Annotated in this window: 6 protein-coding genes; all 6 read right to left on the reverse strand. The window is 49.9% G+C overall.

Annotated features, from left to right (window positions below; all coding sequences use genetic code 11):
• Window positions 1-20 precede the first annotated feature (20 nt).
• A complete protein-coding gene (gene fabD / locus N483_RS24810; RefSeq protein ID WP_023402307.1) occupies window positions 21-3,350 on the reverse strand; it encodes an ACP S-malonyltransferase in 3,330 nt (1,109 codons plus the stop codon).
• Window positions 3,351-3,425: 75 nt separating this feature from the next.
• Window positions 3,426-11,723 (reverse strand): SDR family NAD(P)-dependent oxidoreductase, encoded by an 8,298-nt coding sequence (locus N483_RS24815; RefSeq protein ID WP_023402308.1) that lies wholly within the window; start codon window positions 11,721-11,723, stop codon window positions 3,426-3,428.
• Between the two features lie 100 nt (window positions 11,724-11,823).
• A complete protein-coding gene (locus tag N483_RS24820; protein ID WP_023402309.1) occupies window positions 11,824-12,657 on the reverse strand; it encodes an alpha/beta fold hydrolase in 834 nt (277 codons plus the stop codon).
• Complete coding sequence (locus N483_RS24825) at window positions 12,654-16,964, reverse strand: polyketide synthase (RefSeq protein ID WP_023402310.1); 4,311 nt, start codon at window positions 16,962-16,964, stop codon at window positions 12,654-12,656. Before N483_RS24825 ends, N483_RS24820 begins: the two co-directional genes overlap by 4 nt.
• A gap of 4 nt (window positions 16,965-16,968) precedes the next feature.
• Complete coding sequence (locus N483_RS24830; protein WP_331245873.1) at window positions 16,969-17,748, reverse strand: enoyl-CoA hydratase/isomerase; 780 nt, start codon at window positions 17,746-17,748, stop codon at window positions 16,969-16,971.
• A 10-nt stretch (window positions 17,749-17,758) separates the two neighbouring features.
• Window positions 17,759-19,024, reverse strand: coding sequence for a hydroxymethylglutaryl-CoA synthase family protein (locus N483_RS24835; protein WP_023402312.1), 1,266 nt, complete (start codon window positions 19,022-19,024; stop codon window positions 17,759-17,761).
• Between the last annotated feature and the right edge of the window lie 10 nt (window positions 19,025-19,034).

A 19,034-nucleotide genomic window follows, 5' to 3' on the forward strand; every position in this document is an offset into this window, starting at 1 on the left:
ATCAGTGAGGCAACCAGTTTCTAATCTTGTAATGCCACCTCAAGCGCGGCTGCACCTTGTTTCGGCTGCTGCGCGCGGGTCATCAATTGCGCATACTTTTGCGTCATGTACTCTGCGGTACCGTCCAATAACAAGTGTGCGATTTCATCGACGTGGCGGTTTTGCCATGCCTCAAACCGAGTACCTTTAACCCATTGATTAAACGCCCCAAGGGACGGACCACAGTGAATTTGATAGTCCACTTTATCGGCAGCGCCGCTGATGGCAATGCGATTGGTATGAATGAAATACCAGCGAAATACCAAGGCCATTTTATGCTTGCTGTCTTTTTCAGCGCGCACTATCTCTTGCGGTTTCGCTTTGTTGTAATACTCACAAGTTTCTTGATACACAGCGTCAAATGAACGTTTAAAGTATTTCTTCTCTATCAGGTCTCGTGTCGCAGCATCTACCTCGTGCCACCCCTGGTGACGTTGCCACAACTCATACAATTTGTTTGCTCTGGCTGGGAAAAAGACACCTTTTCTCAACACCTGTACTTTTGCACCAATTTCAAACATATCGCCTGCAGGGGCATATCGTGTGTCGTGAATGTTGGCGTCTTGCAGCAGCGCTTTCACTTCATCGCTGGTGCCCGCCTCTGGCGAACATTGATTAATTGAACCGGTTAAAATAAAGTCAGCGCCGAGCATCAGTGCAGATGCGGCTGACTCTGGCGTGCCAATACCACCTGCAGCACCGACATCGATCTGTGCTTGGTAGTTGTACTCGTGAGCAACCCGATCGCGCAGCCGAATGATGGTGGGCAGAATAACCGACAGCACACCCATATCTGTGTGTCCACCTGAATCCGCTTCGACGCAAAGTGAGTCAGCCATGGCAATGGTTTTCGCCAGCTCGGCTTGCGCACTACTTACCAATCCCTGCTCAAGTAATTTCTTAACCACATGAGCGGGCGCGGGTTTCAAAAATTGCTCGGCGACTTCTGGTCTAGAGATCTTCGCCATAATGCGATTCGCTGCACGCACATTACCCTGAGCATCTCGGCTCAGACCTTGTAAGCGATATCGTACCAAGGCCGGTGTCACACTGAGAAACGCCGCAGCTTCAATCACAGTAATGCCCTTTTGCATAAACAGCTCAACCGTACGCATTTCTTTGTCCGGGTTTGCTAAATTACACACCAGATTCATCCCAACCGTCGCAGTAGTGCCTAGGGCCTGTTGGATTGCATCTATATTCTGAGCAATGTTTTCGTCACTTAACCCGCCAGTGCCAAAGAAAGATAAAAATCCAGCTTTCGCCATACGGATCACCAGCGCCTTGGAGGCAATGCCTTTGTACATCGCCCCCGTTGCGTAGGCATATTGCAAGCCATATTTTTTCTTAAAGTGTTCAGAGCCTAGTTGTCGTGACGTAAGCGGTGCCACGGCGTGAGTTGGACGCGCTACCTTTGCTGGCACAGGTCTTGACTCTTCGCTCTGCACTGGTGCGGCATGCGTATTTGTCCATGCAGTTTGAATTTTTGCCAATAAATTTTTCAGTACTTGCCCATGGCCCACTTCATGAAAGTTGCTCACCCCTTTTTGCAACAAGTACTCGATGCTATCGCACCAGCGCACGGGTGAAGAGATCTGCTTCGCCAGGCACTGTTTCAGCTGCGCCGCATCATATGGTTGAGCATGCACATTTGAAATAATCACCTTGTTCGGAGTGGCAAATGAAAACTGTGTTAAATAGTTCGCAAAATGACGCTGCACTTGTGCCATATAACGAGAGTGAAACGGTGCACTGACATTCAGCGGCACAACCGCAGCACCTTCTTCTTCCAAACCCAAGGTTAAGCGCGCCAAACTGTCTTTTGGTCCTGCCAGTACCAGTTGTGAAGGGCTGTTGTAATTGGCAAAATCAATATCTTTAATGTGCGCGGCGTCCATCACTTTGTGGATCACCTCAGGCGCACATTTCATCACCGCGATCATCCCCCCGTCGGACATTTGCGCCATCAATTCTCCGCGCTTTTTCACCAACCTCAAACCATCTTCAAAGCTGAATACACCCGCGGCAAACAGTGCATTGAATTCACCTAAACTGTGCCCCATAACCACGTCAGGCTCGGCTTCATTGGCGATTTTGTCTAAATAGCTCAATGCGCTGACCGTATACAGTGCAGCTTGTGTATATTGCGTGTTGCTCAGCTTGCTGACTGGCCCATTCAAACATAGTTCTTTGATTGAATAGCCTAAAATCTCATCTGCAGCTCGAATTAACTGAGGGTACTTGTCGAATAACTCACCGCCCATGCCCACTTGTTGAGCGCCTTGGCCGGGAAACATATACACTTTGGCGGCCGGATCGATTGCTGTATTGGTCATGCTCATATTTTTATTACCTTGTTCTGAATGCGAATATGTTGCTATCAACTCGTTGAATAAATCCAAAGTTGCTGCAAAAGGGTTAAGTAACGCAGTGATCTCACACTCGCTACGATGCCTGAGGCATCTTTTGGCAAAATTCGCCATCGTGCCTGATGGGCCTAAATCACAAAAGTGGCGGGCACCGAGTTTTTCTGCGGTGGCCACAGCCTGCGGGAATTGAATAACTTGACGAACCACCTGCCAAAAATAATCGCCATCCACTCGCTTCACTAACTCCCCGGTGGTGCTGGAGATCAAAGGAAGGGAAGGCGCATAAAATCGGTACTTTTGACACAGCTCGAGAAATGCAGATTTTGCCCGGTTGAGTTTCGAGGAGTGAAAGGCTTGGGTGACGGGCAAACGCATAAATGCATGTCCGAAGTGCGGCAGTTGTGCTTCGAGCTCAGTCAATGCTTCATTTGACCCCGACACCACAAAGTGCGCATCATAGTTCAGCGCAGCAATTTCAAGGCCGCGCTCGGCCAACTGGAGCTCGCCACACTGGTGAGGATCTGCCAGAATGGCCGTCATGCCACCCGTTTCAGCATAGCGCTCAAAAATATCAGCTTGCTCGACCACAAAGCGCATCCCTTGCTCCGGTTCAATACACCCGGCGATGGCTGCCGCCACCACCTCACCCAAGCTCGAGCCCAACACAAAATCAGGTTTAACCCCGTTTTGTATCAAGCTTGCCGCCAGTGCATATTCCAGCATGTAGATAGCGGGGTGGGTATAACGCAACTCATCAAAGACAGGGTTTAGCTGTCCTGTACTTGTGTATAGTTTGGCGAGAATTGATCTTCCCCCCGCTTCAATAGCAACCCTATCTAAGCGCTGCATGTGATCGCGAAACGCAGCATTGTTTTGATAGAGTGCCTCGGCCATTTTGTAATGTTGGGAGCCCTGCCCAACGAACATAAAGACTAGTGACATAGGCGGCTCTCTTGCGCTGCAGTCAACACGCTTGGATGGCAACAGCGGTAGGCTATCGCATTCATTTTTCGGTTATTAAACATCATTTACCTCACCTGCCTGCACTGTGGATTGCGGCGTAATTGCGTGGCGTAAGATTTGCGCCACATCCGAGACATTGGCTTTTTCTAGCACGCTGTAATGACCACCGGAGACTGAAAATAGCGGGATATTTTGCAAGCAATAGCGGCGATATTTCGCCAGCGTTTGTTGCCGGTTTTCACCCCCCATATGGCTTTGTTTAGCCAACAGTAAGGTAATACCGCCATCGTATTTTTGCGACGGCACATACTGCAGCCCCATCAATATCTGTTGTGCATAGGCGTGCATTATCTGTTGCAAATACGCCTTGCTGTGCTCAGTTGACACCGCAGCCTCATCGAGTAAGGCCTGCGCCAGTGGTGCAACGACGTCGTCACCCTGAGCCTGTTTGTGAGCCAGCGTATGTGCCACCTGTTTGTCGCGCACAAAAAATTGGAAAAATGCAGACAAGGATATGTCACCTTGGGCATACAGCTCGCTGTCCAGCATAAATATATGCACTTTACGGCCAACATTGCGCAGTAAACAGGCCATTTCATACACCACACTGGCCCCCAAGGAGTGCCCCAGCAAATAGATAGTTTGTTGCTTGGGGAGCGATGACAGCTGAGTAACATAGTCCTGTGCCATGGCCTGAATGCTGTCGTGCGGCTCACTCTGATCATGAAATCCTCGGTGGCCAAAACCATAGAGATGCATACAGCCTTGTAGCAGCTTCACCAAGGGGGAAAAACTACTTAACATAGCACCCGCGGCCGGTACGCAGATCAGCGCAGGCCCAACGCCCTCTGAACCAGAAAGTGACACCATGCCCTGTTCAGCTTGAAGGTGTTCGTCTGCCTGAAAAGCACTTAAATGCGCAGCGAGAGCACGAATACTGGTTGCGGCCATTAAGTCTTGGGTGGCAACTTGAATATTGAGTGTCTGGTGAATTTTTTGCTGCCATTGTACCAACTCCACTGAGCTACATTCACTCAAATCCAGCGCGCCAGTAAGCGTCAATTGCTGATGCTCAGCCATGCTATCTTGCGCCAACCTCAAAAGTTGCTCCTCAAGCTCAGTATCCGCAGTTGGTTGCTCAGGGTGGTGCGCTGATTGGCTGGTTTGCTGTTCAAGTTCACCAATCCAATGTCGCGTTGTTTGAAACGGATATCCCGGTAAACTCACTCGTTGCACCCGTTCACCTTGATACATGTTTTGCCACGCAATAGATAAACCGTTACACCAAAGTGACGCTAACATGCTCAGTTCACGAGATTGTAGCCAACCAGCTACCACCGTCTGCAGCGCGGTGTCGCTTTGCAGCAAAGACACAATGGGCGGGCAACTCGCACCCGTGCCTCGATATACGCTGGGGGCAGTGTATTCACCTTGCGCGACTTGGGTTAGACACTCAATGAATTCGTCCTTCGAATTGACTACCATGGCTAGCCGCTCATCCATCGCACTGCGCCCCACCTGCAGTGTGTAGGCAACACGATACAGCTCAAGTTGAGGTTCACGGTCAAGCCAAGCCAGTAAATTACGTGCTTGAATTGCAATTTGCGGCTGTGTTTTTGCAGACAACAGCATGACATAAGGGCCATGTGTTTGATGTGCGCTTTGGGTCTCAGGTGCGCGGTATTGCTCAACAATGACATGTGCGTTGACGCCACCAAATCCAAAGGCGTTGATCCCCGCCACTTTGCGGTCACGCGATGAGTCACTTGACCATGGCTCGGCCATTGAAGGAATATAAAATGGCGACTGTGCAATGTCGATGTGCGGATTTAACTCATCACAGTGCAAGTTTGCAACCAACTGATTGTGTTGCATTTGCAAGACAACCTTAAGTAAAGAGGCCATGCCCGATGCCATTTCCATGTGTCCAACATGGGTTTTAACTGAGGCAAGCGCACAACGGCCCTGTGGCGTCCCCTTAAATGCCTTTGTTAGCGCTTGGAATTCAACGGCATCTCCGATCTCAGTACCGGTTCCCTGTGCTTCTACGTAACTAACTTGCGCGGGGTCGATGTTTTTCTCTTCATAACACGCTTTGATCAATGCCGCTTGTGAATTGGTGTTCGGTGCTGCAAATCCGCTCCCTTTACCGGTATAGCCCACTTTGCTGTTACGGATCACGGCAAGGATATTATCCCCATCTTGTTTCGCCTCAGACAAGCGCTTCAATAACACAGTCGCAACGCCCTCACTGCGCACATAGCCATCTGCATTTGCAGCAAAAGCACGGCACTGACCCTCTTCGCTAAGTAAGCCAGCACGGCTCAAATTGACGTGACCTTGTGCTGTCACGATGACGTTGACGCCCCCGACTAAACATAATCGACAGTCACCACTGCGCAGCGCTGTGACAGCCCGGTGCAACGCGACCAGAGCACTGGAACACGCGGTCTCAATAGGTTCACTGGGGCCTTTTAGATTCAAAAAATAGCTGATCCGATTTGGCCCTAAAGACGGTGCGTTGATCGGCCCAGACAATTCCATCGATGCGCCCTCATCTTGCGCACTGGTCTCATTTTCTGAACCATATCCGCTGGTATGTGCAATACCAATGTACACCCCCGTATTTGACCCTGACAGCGATTCCGGCGCATATCCTGCATCTTCAATTGCATGCCACGCACTTTGCAACAGCAACCTTTGCTGCGGATCCATCTGCCTCGCTTCGTGACAGGAAATACCAAAAAATCCTGCATCAAACTGATCAATATGCGCTAAAAACCCGCCCCACTTACTGCGTGTGACTCGAGGGTCTTGTTTGGTATCGCCATATACATCTCGCCAATCCCAGCGCTCTTTCGGTACTTCAGTGACACAGTCTTTGCCTTGTGCCAAATTATCCCAAAATTGCGCAATATCATTGGCACCGGGGAATTGTCCATCCATACCTATAATAGCGATACTGTCATCATCTTGGTGATCAGCTGGATGGCGAGTTTGTTGCTCGGCCTCTTGGATATCTTCTGCCGGCGCGTTGTGCGAAGGCTCGCCGGGCTGTTGTGAATGCACTGTCTTTGCTTTTTCGACATCTTCAACAGGTACTTTCTCATCACGCGGTGAGTCAGACAGGTGCGCAGCCAGTGCCGACACGGTATTGATGTCATAAAAAATCGTGGGCGCCAGCTCTGCTTGGTAGCGATGGTTGAGCGCCTGAGCTAACTCAGCAAAGCTCACCGAGTCAAAGCCCAATTGATCCAACGGAGTATGGATGTCGAAGTCATGCTGGGCGATTTTCAACATGTCACTGATCAACACCAACAGGGCTTGTGTTATGTCTGAACCCACCTCTATTTGCGACTCAACAACGCTCACCGATGGCTGAGCAGGCACCTCACTGCTCACTTGGTGCTGCGTATCACTTAGCAACTCATTTATATGGTGAGCCAACTCACCTACACAAGTGCACTGATAGAAAACCGTGGTAGACAACTCGACCTCATAGCGAGCACTGAGGGCACTAGCCAACTCTGTCAAAGACACCGAATCAAAGCCGATCTGCTCAAATGTCGTATCTGCATCAATGCTCGCTGCAGGTACTTTGAGCAACTCACTGATCTCACCGATAATATCCCTTTCGTCACACAACTCGCTTGGCGCCGTTTTAGACATTTGCGCGACAGACTGAGTGGCCCCATGATTGAGCTGTGCTTGTAAATGCGCAACCAGCTCAGCCACTACAGTGCACTCATAGAACAACGTCGCGGAGATCTCAACCTCCAATGCCTGATTTAAGTGACTGGCAAACTCTCCCAATGAAACCGAATCGAAACCAATGTCTGAAAACGCCGTATTACCATCAATGCTTGAAGCTGGTACTTTGAGTAACTCACTGATCAGCGCAATCACGGTATCTTCACTGAGCGAAGGCGCGACCTCAGTCGTGCTGGGAGGCTGGGACACTGCGGTTGTCTGTTGTGCAGTTGAGCGCTCGTCGTCTTGAGACATATGCGATTGTATGTAGTGAGTTAGCTCATCAATTTGAGTGCAGTCATAAAATACACTGACGGGCAGCTCTACCCCGGTCGCTTGGGTCAGCACATTTGCTAACTCGCCGATAGAGACTGAATCAAAGCCAATATCAAACAGTGCCGTTGTACCATCAATGCTCGACTGAGGCACTTTCAGTAAATCACTGACTGCACGGATAACATCTTGCACGTTGAAAGACACCACGGCTTGGCTTTGTGCTGGCTGTTCAGCGGTGTAATACGCATCCACAGCCTGTAATTTTTGTGCGAAGTTTTGGTAGGCTTCCCCCGTACCATACAGAACCAGAACCTGTGATACTTGCGCGGCCAACGCGGTCGAAAACGCTTCAAGTCCAGCCTCAGTTGGCAGGGGTATTAATCCTGAAGTCTCTTTTAGCTCACGCATCGCATGACGGGGCATACGCATCCCACCGTCTTGCCAAAGCGGCCAGTTGACGGACACACTGTGGCCGAAGCATTCCCCGCGTTTAACACGCAGCGCCCTGTCGTGGGCAAACCAGTCCATAAATCCGTTTGCCGCTGCATAGTCCGCCTGACCAGGCGCGCCCAGCACACTGCTGACCGAAGAGAACAAGGCAAAAAACCTTAAATCACATGTCTGCGTTGCAGCATCCAAATTGACAAGCCCTTGTACTTTTGGTGACAGTACTCGCGCTAGGTGTTGTGGCGATTTTCTGACGATCATGCCATCTTGTAATACCCCCGCGGCATGCAAAACCCCGGTGATTTGGCCAAATTTTTCCAACACCTCAGTAATGGCATCTTCCACCTCGTTTAATCGCGTGATATCAATCGCTTGATAGTGCACCCTCTCGCCCTGCGCATTGCACTGGGTGAGCCACTGCTGACGCGCTGAGTCCAGCTCGCCTCGACCCCATAGGATCACCGTGCTGGCTTGGGTCTGGGCAAGAATGGCCTGGGTAAATATTTTGCCAAGGCCACCAAAACCACCACTGATCAGATACACACCTTGCTCTTGCCACGGCGACACGGCTTTTTCAACCGCAGGCAAAGCCTGCCAACGTCTGATGTCACATTGTTGCGACTTTAGTTCAACACAACTGGGTTTGTGTGTTTGGCCATTGCGTATGATCTGCTTTTCAGCCTCAGCACCTGAGTCTGCCATGATCACATCAGCAAATTTAATCACGTGCTCGTGAATGGCCGCTTCGAGCATTGGCAACAACCCCGCATACATGCGCAGCCCTGTACCAGATGACGTCACCACTTGGATGCGCTTTGGCTTGGCTCCTTGATGCTGAATGACTTGTTGTAAAACCGCCAGCAAGGCCTGTGCATGGTGCTGGTAATGATCTGCACTACACAGAGGTGCGCTTGGCTCTTCGCTCGCTGCATCGATGCACAGCACCTCAGCACTGGCAAAGCGGGAGCGCAATTGAGCGGACCACTGTGCCGCCTCGCCAAGCAAAACAATCCAGCTTGCATCACCAATAAAGTCACCAGTTGCTGTCGTGTCAGCTAAGGGCAGCGACCGCCACGTCGGTGAGAAGAATTTAATTTCACCGACAGGTTCTGCTTGCGACGGCCGGCGCTCCTCGGTCTGCACATTTGTCGAAGATGTCGACTGCTTCATGATCCGCGCAGTATACCCGAGCAATTGTAGGCACACATTGCCCTGTTCATCACACAACGATAAGTCGATGATCTGAGTACTGGCCGTGCGCTGCTTGGCATCAAGTATGACCCAAACTGATTCTGGCAAGGGGGCATATTCTTTCACTTGATTGAGCACAAAAGGGACCATAGGTCCTTGTTGAGAGTCGGCCTCGTCTACGCTGGACTGTTCGCCAAAGTAAAAGCCCAAGATGCAATGCAGTGCTGAATCGAGTATTTCTGGGCGCCACTTCATCGCCAGAGGTGACTGCGGCTGTGATTGCTGCGCTTTTAGCTGTCCCACCACATATGCGCCGCTGCGCTGCAGTGACTCCACCGCTCGAAATGCCGGCCCATAGTCCAGCCCAGCCTGCAAAAACTGGTCATAGAAAGCCTGCTTATCAACCTCAATCACCTTACCTGTCGCGCGCAACTGATCTAACTCTGGGACCTTAGGAGCGTCGCGCTCACCTAGATTGACAGCCCCACGACAAAAGTCTCCGCTGGATTGATCGAGCAAATCGTAAATTCTAAAGCGCGCACGCTGTCCTACTTGCGGCAGGCAAGACAACTCGATCACAACTTGTTTGCTCTGACCATCAAATATCATCGGGCGACGCCAAGTCACATTGTCTATTGAGTAATGTTGATGGTCCTCTAATAAGCTGCTTAGCGCCTCTCTTACCAACTCCAAATATGCCACGCCAGGCAGGATCGGGGTTTGGTTGACCACATGCTGTGCGATAAAATACTCACTGCCAGTCAAGGGGATAATCGATTGCAAAGGCTTCAAATAAGAAGCTGCCTGCTCGCGCACCGGCGCAGTATTCGCAGCCAGCGCTTCAAGCTGTGCTAACGGCGGGTAGGTACGCTCAACATCGGTGTCAGGAACCCAGTAACGCTGCTTGGCAAAGGGGTATCCTGGCAAACTCACTTTGCTTGGCAATACGCCGTCATATAAGGCACACCAGTCAACTGGGTAACCTTGGATCCACAGCCCTATCAAGGCAGGCCAATCCGTCTCAGACAAGAGATCGGCATACACTAAATTGTTGGCTGTAATAAATTCATCCAATGCCTTGCCTTTGATCGTTTCTCCGTACCAGCGCAGGGTCGATTGGCCAATGTCATCAAATGGATGCGCCAACACATAGGCAAGTTGCTGTGTAAGCTCGTCCACTGAGTTTGCAACAAGGGCAAGTCGGTGCTCATGATGCGTTCTACCCACTTGCAAGGTGCTGGCGATGCGACGAAGATCCTGCACATCGTGGACACTCTGGCCGGTGTGTTCAAAGGTGCTGTGCAATTGCTTTACCGCTCTGTGCAGCTGCTCTTTGGTTTTAGCCGACAACACGATATAACTTGGCACAGATGCGGATTGGTGTTCAGCGTCAGCGGGCGTCGTTGCGACATACTCTTCAACCACCATATGCGCATTCGAACCGCCAGCGCCAAATGCAGAGATACCAGCCACGCGCTTTTTCCCCTCTGCAACTTGCCAAGGCTGCGCTTCACGTGGCACATCAAACGGAGAGCTATCAAAATCGATATAGGGATTGCGCGTTTGTGAGTGAATAGAGGGGACAATGGTTTTATGGTGCATTTGCAGCAAAACCTTGGTTAATCCAGCAATGCCTGATGCACTTTCACAGTGGCCTATATTAGATTTAATGGAGCCAATTAAACACGCCGTTTCGCCCTGCGCATTTTTGGCCAGATAGCCATCTTTATATGCTCTTTGTAGGCCATCGACTTCAATCACATCTCCTATCGCAGTGCCTGAACCGTGCGCCTCAATATAACTGATGGGATCAGACGCTGTTTTTGCCAGCGCTTGGCTAATCACCTCTGCCTGTGAAGAAGCTTTTGGCACAGTATACGTTCTCGACGCGCCACCATGATTAATGGCCGTCGCCAAGATCACCCCATAGATATGATCACCATCTTCGAGTGCATCGTCGAGCGGTTTGAGCAACACTGCCCCCACCCCTTCAGAGGCCACATAACCAGTCGCCTTATCACCAAAACTATGACAGCGCCCGGTTTTCGATGAGAAACGCCCCGCACTATGTAAAATAAATTTATTGGGGTGCAGCGTCAGGTTGACGCCACCTGCAATAGCGGCTCGACAGTCGCCATTTAGAATGCTTTGACACGCCAAGTGTACCGAGCTGATTGAGCCCGAGCACATGGTATCTATGGTCATACTTGGACCGGTAAAATTACAACAGTAAGACACCCGATTGGTGATAGAGGCATTGAGGGCGGAAACCGGTGTATTGGCCTGACTGTACATCAAATATTCATTGTACTCTACCGCACAAAATACCCCAACGGGCCCCCTTTGTGAGAGTCCTTCACACGAATATCCAGCATCTTCAACGGTGTGATAAGCACACTGGAGAAATTGCCTTTCTTGAGGATCGATCAGCTCGGCAACTTTTGGCGCCATATTAAAGAACAGGGAGTCAAACTGATCGACATCATTGATGAATCCGCCCCATTTACTATAACTTTTACCATACACCCGGTTACCCGGCTGATAATACAAAGCGTGATCCCAGCGCGTTTTTGGTATTTCCGTGATGGTATCTTTGCCTTGTTTGAGGTTTTCCCACAATTCATCTAGGTTATCTGCGCCTGGGTATTTTCCTGATATCCCAATGATCGCTATTTTTTGGTTGCTCACTCCGATCCCCTTCTGTCAATATTTTGCACCGCCCCAAACCCAAGCTCTTACCAAGCACCGTGGTGGCGATTAAATTCTTTGCAGTTCGTACTTCGCGTGTTTAATGGCCGTTTAAAATTAAGTCTTCGCAGACCTCTGCGGTGTCGGTAAACAGATTGTAATGCCCCCAATTAGCAAAAATTTTATATTCGGCATCCGGAATAATCTCGGCAAGCGCCACGGACTCTTGCCAAGCGACCATATCGTCGTTACCTCCACCGACAATGAAGGTTGGGCAGCTGATCTGTTCAGTTAAGGTGCGACTGATCTTAAATTCGTGGGTGGTATTGACCAGATGGGCAAACCGTAGAAACGCCTCTTTACCGCTATTGAACGGTGCTTGGATCATCTGTTGGTACTGCTTATTATCAATACGCGCCAACTTGTCTTGCATGCTTTTTGTGTTATACGCCACGATATTTTGATGGAGAAAATCAAGCTTTTTCTCATCGTGGATCAACATGCGGCAAACCTGGCCTATGGTATCACCCGTGAGGCCCGGAGTGCCTTGATTAAAGAAATTCGGCGCATTGAATAGCACCATTTTTTCGATTAAACATGACTCTTGTGCCGCAGCAACCAAAGCAATTTGGATCCCCGTACACCACGCAACCAAAGTGAATGAGGGCAAGGCTAACTCGGTCACAATAGTGGTTAAGTCTTGAACTTGATCCTGCACAGAATACTCGCGAAAACGCTCATCGTATACACCTGGAAATCCCCGACGTCGCCAGGTCACAAAATTATGGCCCCGCGCTACCATGGCATCAGACAACGCCTGTGTTATGCAACTGTCTACACCCAGCGCATTGATAAAGACCACAGTTGGCTTGGTGCTATCAAACTGATTGAGGTTAACGTCCAGCATTAATCCGTCATGTGCTTGTACTTTCATAAAGGTGTTTCCAGTTCTAATTTTTGCTGCGCAGATTGCGCGGTCGATTGATGTGAGCTCGGCAAGTTATCTATCTTTGACCAAATATCGCAACTGCGATCTTGCCATGCCTCCACAAATGAACTCTGACGCGCGTTATACGCCTGCTCAGCCGCCTGCTTGTCGCGCCCTCTGAGCTTAAAGTACTCATCCGTGGCACTGGCATAGGCGGATATGGCCAGCACAGCTCCCATACCCGCTACAGGCGAGCCCGTTCCCGACGCATCTCCGGTCAGCATGATGTTTTTACTGATAAAGGTACTCGCGCGCGTGTATTGCACATCAATGGGTTTGCTGATCCACAAAACTTCCCCAACCTTGCTTTGCTGCGCGTCAGCGAAGAACTGCGCACGCTGTGCAAGTTGTGCTGTGCTTGGCAACTCACCATTGGCAGTGTACACCGCTACTCCGAGCTCATCTCGATTGGGATAAAAGAGCCCAAATTCACAACCTGATAGCTGTTGATCAGCATCAAATGAGAATTTGTAATTGAGTGCTGAGCTGTCACTGGTTGCACGGCAGTGATAAATATACCAACACTCCTCTCCCTTGTTGGCAGTTTCAGTGTCGTAACATATCCCCACAGCCTGCGCATTTGAACTGCACTCGCCATCGGCCAAGATCACCAATTCAGGCGTGACGGTGAAGTGTGACTCCAGCTGCAAATTACGCAATGTCACGCTGGCTTGCTCTCCCTCAGTGGGCACCACTTGTGCCTCCACATTAAAGTAAATATGCACGCCTTTATCACGTGCGGCAGTGAGCAATACATCTTGCAGATCTGCCAAAGAGATAGCCAATACCGACTCGCCCACAAATTCATCATAGGCACTCTTATGGGTGTTTCCAGGTGCATTGAATTGGGTTGTCGTTAGCTGCGCCTTATCTATCTGTTTTTGATAATAACGCGTCGACTCATTGTCACTGCGGGTATAAAAGAAGTTGTGCTGCGCAATGGGCGTGCCACGCTCCATGAGCTGCGTCAGTACACCAAAGCGCTGTAAATAGGGCAGCGCATTTTGATATATGGTGACCATTTGCATTCGGTCGACGACCTTGCGTTTATCAAACAAGTAGACCTGTTCAACCCCATTGAGCACGGCGCTCAGCGCTGCCATGATCCCCGCAGGACCTGCACCGATCACTATCACACTGTGTTCATCAATTTCGTCTAGCAGCTGAGTAGCGCTGCTCTCGTACTCAAAGCGGTAACCACTGCTCGTGGCCTGAGAAATATAGCCAGGAAGGTCTATTGGCACTTGCTTGGCCTCAGCCTCCTGGGCGGGTTTTGGCTGTGTGCATTGAATCACAGCAATGAGATCAGACACACTGTCGGCTTGAAGTAACTCACTGCCTACTTGCGTTTCGTCGAGTTGCTCCATACCATCGCAAAGCGCAGACACTATCAACATTTTAGTCACTGATGTGACACCTAGCGCTTTAAGCGGCGTTGTCAGTTGTAGCTCATCACGACCAAGGCCTAAGATTTGTCCAACTGTCTCTACCACTAACTCAGTCACCTCCGAGTGAAGTAATGGCTGCGTCGAATTGGCATCACTAGCCTGCGCAATATCAGTGGCAGACAATACTGGTTGAGTCGGTGTATCTATCTGCTGTGCACTGTTCGGTGATGGTTTTTCTGCCGGTTTGGGCAGCCAACAATGACGACGCGCAAACGGATAAGTCGGCAAGGCAATGATCTGTGGCAGGACACCATGCTGCTCACCATAAAGAGACGCCCAACTCAGGTGTCCTCCTTGCACCCATAACTTGGCCTGTTTTAACAGCTCTGTATCGTTTGCACTATCTAGCTCAATGGATGCATGGCGCGAGGTGTGTTCAATATCATGGAAAAAGACCTCCGCCTGTGCCTTACCATCTAGCCACGCTGCGAGGTAGTCACGCAACTGTTCAATGGTGTTAACCACACAACTCAACCGAGTCGGCATGGCCTCTCTGCCTTCTATCAGCGTATACGCTACATCGTCGAGATGAATATCTTGCTCCGTGCTGAAATGCGCCATATGCCGTGTCACCAACTCCTTTAGGCGTGCCTCATTTTGCGCTGAAAACACCATCACTCGATCACGGCGTACACCTGCTACTTTGGTTGCTGATTTTGCAGTTAGACACTCCTCTAGCACCATACAACAACCCGAACCACCTGCACCCAAGGTATTGATCATCGCACTTCTAGGCCGCTCAGCTGCTGCTGTCGTCCACGGGGCAAACTTATCTTGGATAGTAAATGGCGCGCTGTCTAAATCGAGTTTCGGGTTGAGCGGCTGGTGTAAGATCGAAGGGGTTAATACCCTGTGTTTCAATTGCATGGCGACTTTGATCAGCTGTGTCAGCCCTGATGCGGCTTCAGCATGGCCGATACTTGATTTCACGGTGCCGATAGGCAGCTTTATATCGCCCGCGGTGTCACAAAACACCTGCTTCATCGCTTCAATTTCAGCGCTGTCTGACACCGTCGCGCCCGCCACTGAGGTTTCAATATAGTCTATCTGCTGCGGTGCCATTTTGGCCGTTTGCAGGCATCCGCTCATTAAACGTTTTAGGGCATCGGGATCTGAGACATTAAATCCATCGGTGGTGCCTTTATGATCGGTATGCACGCCCTTGATCACCGCCAGCACGTCATCTTTATCTTGTATCGCATCGCGTAGAGGCTTCAGCAACACTGCACCGACCGTCTCACCGGGAATAAACCCACCTGATTCACCAAACCCGCGCACAGCGCTTTGCTCAGCCAGCAATTGAGACTGACTTAACGCCTGGTATTTGTAGCCGTGAATCGACAAATTCGTGGCCCCCACAATGGCCAACCGACAGGCCCCACTGAGTAAGTTTTGACAGGCAAGATAAATTGCACTGGCAGCCCCGGAGCACATGGTATCCACCGCCATACTTGGGCCATGAAGATCAAAAAAGTGAGAAATGCGATTCGCCATACTGGAGAGCGATGACATGGCGACCATGGATTTTTTATCTTGTTCGGTATCGAAAGCATGGTACTGCTGATACATAGATGCGGTGTAAACCGCCACCTTGTGATCGTATTGCTGTGCCAATTTTTGCTTGGTATAGCCGCGACTTTCCAGCAGGTTCCAAACCTCTTCTAAGAGCAAGCGCTCTTGTGGATCCATCAGCTGTGCTTCGCGCGGGGAGATCTTAAAAAATAGCGGATCGAACTTATCAACATCGTGGATAAACCCTCCCCAACGACATGCCAATGCGTTACTTTCAAGGCCAAATAACGCCGCTCGCTCATCGGGAATATCGACAATACAATCCAGGCCTTGTTGCAGATTTTGCCAAAATGTATCGACGTTCTCAGCCTCTGGAAAACGCCCCGCGACACTGATGATCGCGATATCTTGCTCGGCTACCGCAGCTGCTGTGGTCTGGCGATGTGTTGCACTCCCTGCGCGCTCGCTGTGCTCTGCGGTCGTACTCGGTGCGTTATCCATGACATTGGATGCGCGTGCTGGTGCGGCACTTGGCTGGCCAAATAGACGCTTGATATTGTCCGTCACCTCAGGTTGATGCATGGTCTGGGCATGCATAGCCAGCTCTTGTTCAATAAATGTTGGCAGCTTGTCGCGCACTTGCTGACAGAGGTGTTTTTTCAATAAAGAGACTGAGCGCAACGGCTTTTGGGCGATTAAGTCAGCCAACTCATAAGCACGACTTAGTACGCTTTTACGCGGCAGTACTTGTAGGCCCACCCCGCGTTGTTGTAATTCATCACCGCGATATTGATTGGCACTCAATAACATTTCACTGCCCAGATCCACACCCAGCTTGGTGGGCACTATCAAGGTCGACCCCATCCCCGGCGTAAAGCCATATTTCATAAAATTGAGGGTGTAGTAGCTCTCTTTGCTGAGCAACACGATGTCAGAGAATAACCCCATCACAAACCCGCCGCCAATGGCATGGCCCTGAATGGCAGATATCACCGGCACCCGACACTCCAATGGCAAGCTATAAATATTAACATCACTAAAATTGCCCTGAGTGTCATTTAGCGACAGTAGGCTATCCTGAGTGCCACCACTGCAAAAGTAGCTGTCAAAGCCTGTGATGATGACCGCTTTACAAGCGCGATTTTCCTCAATTTTTTTATATGCTTGCATCAACCCTGACAGAATATCACGGCTAAACATATTTTTATTGTCACGGTCTTCCATGGTGATCTGGACAACACCGTTATTCTGCTCGATGATGGAAACAACCGAGTTGATGATTATTTTTGTCATTGTTTTAGCTTTCCCATGGCAGCTTGCCGCTTTCCACATAACGTCCAATATTGGTTACCACAGAGGGCAGAGAAAAGGTTGCTCGATTTTCCTGTACCGCGATCGACTCGTGTTCGAGTAATTGTGGGTTCAGTGTATTCATATAGTGTTTGTGCCGTATTATGCCATCGCGAGGTAAGCGTCTCAGACGCAGTAAATGCCGTCTGAGCAACTCGTCTAAGTCATCTGAAACGGCATCGGCCAATCCCCAATTCGCAACGTCATGGGCGTTAAAAGGAGAGGTCATCAAGGTCATGTAGTTGGCTTTTTGCCAGCCAACTTTTTTGATTAAAAATGGCATGACACAGGCGGGTAAAATCCCAAAGATGAGCTCTGACAAGCTATATTGGGCACGGCTGCCTGACAAAACAATGTCACACGCAGCGACAAACCCCATCCCGCCGGCATTGACCCGCCCTTCTACCACGGCAATAGAGATAAATGGCCCCAGCGCAATGCGCTTCCACAGCGTGTACAGTATACTTGGATCGTGTTCACTGCCTTGCTGGTTGTCTGTGTACTCTTGTTTGTCCATCCAAGAAAAGTCTGCGCCGAAACAAAACACCTCCGGCAGTCCTTTGATAACCAATATATTGCTGCGCGACTCACAGTCGGAGATCACCCGCAAGCACTCCTCAATCATTTGCTTATTCAAAGTATTCTTATGGTTAGGCCGATTAAATTGGAGCGTGCATATCTCCGCATTGTGACTAACCTTGATCATCTCATACGTCACGATTGACACTCACACATTTTTATTGGAATTCATATTCTCGGTGAAAATTGTTGATCCGCTTCAAGTACAAACGTGGACTTAGCTGCTGTTGTTGTTGGATCTTATCGGTGATTGGACACTCAACCACCACATCTTGGGTGCCAAAACGCACCTCTTTGTTTTGTCGCAGAGACCTTTCATACTCCTCGATGGAGAGCTGATAGCGACTATCCAAATGCGATGCGATATCCAGTGACTTTAAGCGTGCTTGCCCCTGCTCAGTGACAATTCCACTGTAAAATTCAGAGCAGCACCCTGAGCCATAGGCAAAACAGCCAATCCGTCTGGGCGTGCTAAAATCCCCCGCCTCTATCACCCCCGCCAAAGACACGTATAGCGCACCGCCCATAATGTTACCAATGCGCTGACAATAGGTCAGTCCGGGCGTCACCCGCTGGTTATAATCGGCTTCGATTTGCGCCGGAGGTTGCTGCGCAAACTTTCTCATCAATGAACGGTGTGCGCCTTTAACCATGCCGCCAAACGGAGTATGAAATGCCAAATAATCAAATGTATGTGCGTAGTTCGCCCCGTCAACACGTTGCTGATACTGCAAAAAAGTTTGCTCACAACAATCTAAATAAGACATCAAGGAGATATCTGCATTACCCGCTTCACTGTCCGGCTGAGGTCGACAGGTGTCCATAACTTCATAGGAGTAATAACCACTGGCCCCCACATCCAACCTAAAAATTTCCGGCTTATTGCTGATCAACATCGCCACTGCGCCAGCGCCACCCGAGGGCTCCGAAAACGCCCAATCTTTTTCATTGACGTCCTCTTCCCCTAACACCATAAATCGACATAAATCCACCGCAATCACCAAGGCTTTCGCGCCAGGTGAGGTGTTAGACAAAATGAAGTTCGCCGCATTGTGTAAACCAACCGTACCTGAGTAGCACGCCTGTTTTACTTCAAACACCCGGCAGTTTTTATTCAAGCCAAGGTGATCATGCACATAGGTGCTAATGGATTTACCAAAATCAATACCTGACTCAGTGCAGGTGATCAACATTTCGATGCTGTTTTTTTCTGCCTCACTCAATGCATCCAAAATAGGTTTGGCAGCATTGACGGCAAATGTGACCGGATCTTCACTGGCCAGTGCCACAGTTTTTTCTGACATTAATAGGTTGTTAAAGCGTGCGATATCGAGCTCGCGGTGATCGATCAGTTTACGTACATCCAAACACGCCGTGCCTGCATATACATTCATCGCTTCAATACCTACTTCACTGCATTCCATTACTTACTCC

The organism is Pseudoalteromonas luteoviolacea NCIMB 1944 (assembly GCF_001625565.1).
Classification (GTDB): Bacteria; Pseudomonadota; Gammaproteobacteria; order Enterobacterales; family Alteromonadaceae; genus Pseudoalteromonas; species Pseudoalteromonas luteoviolacea_F.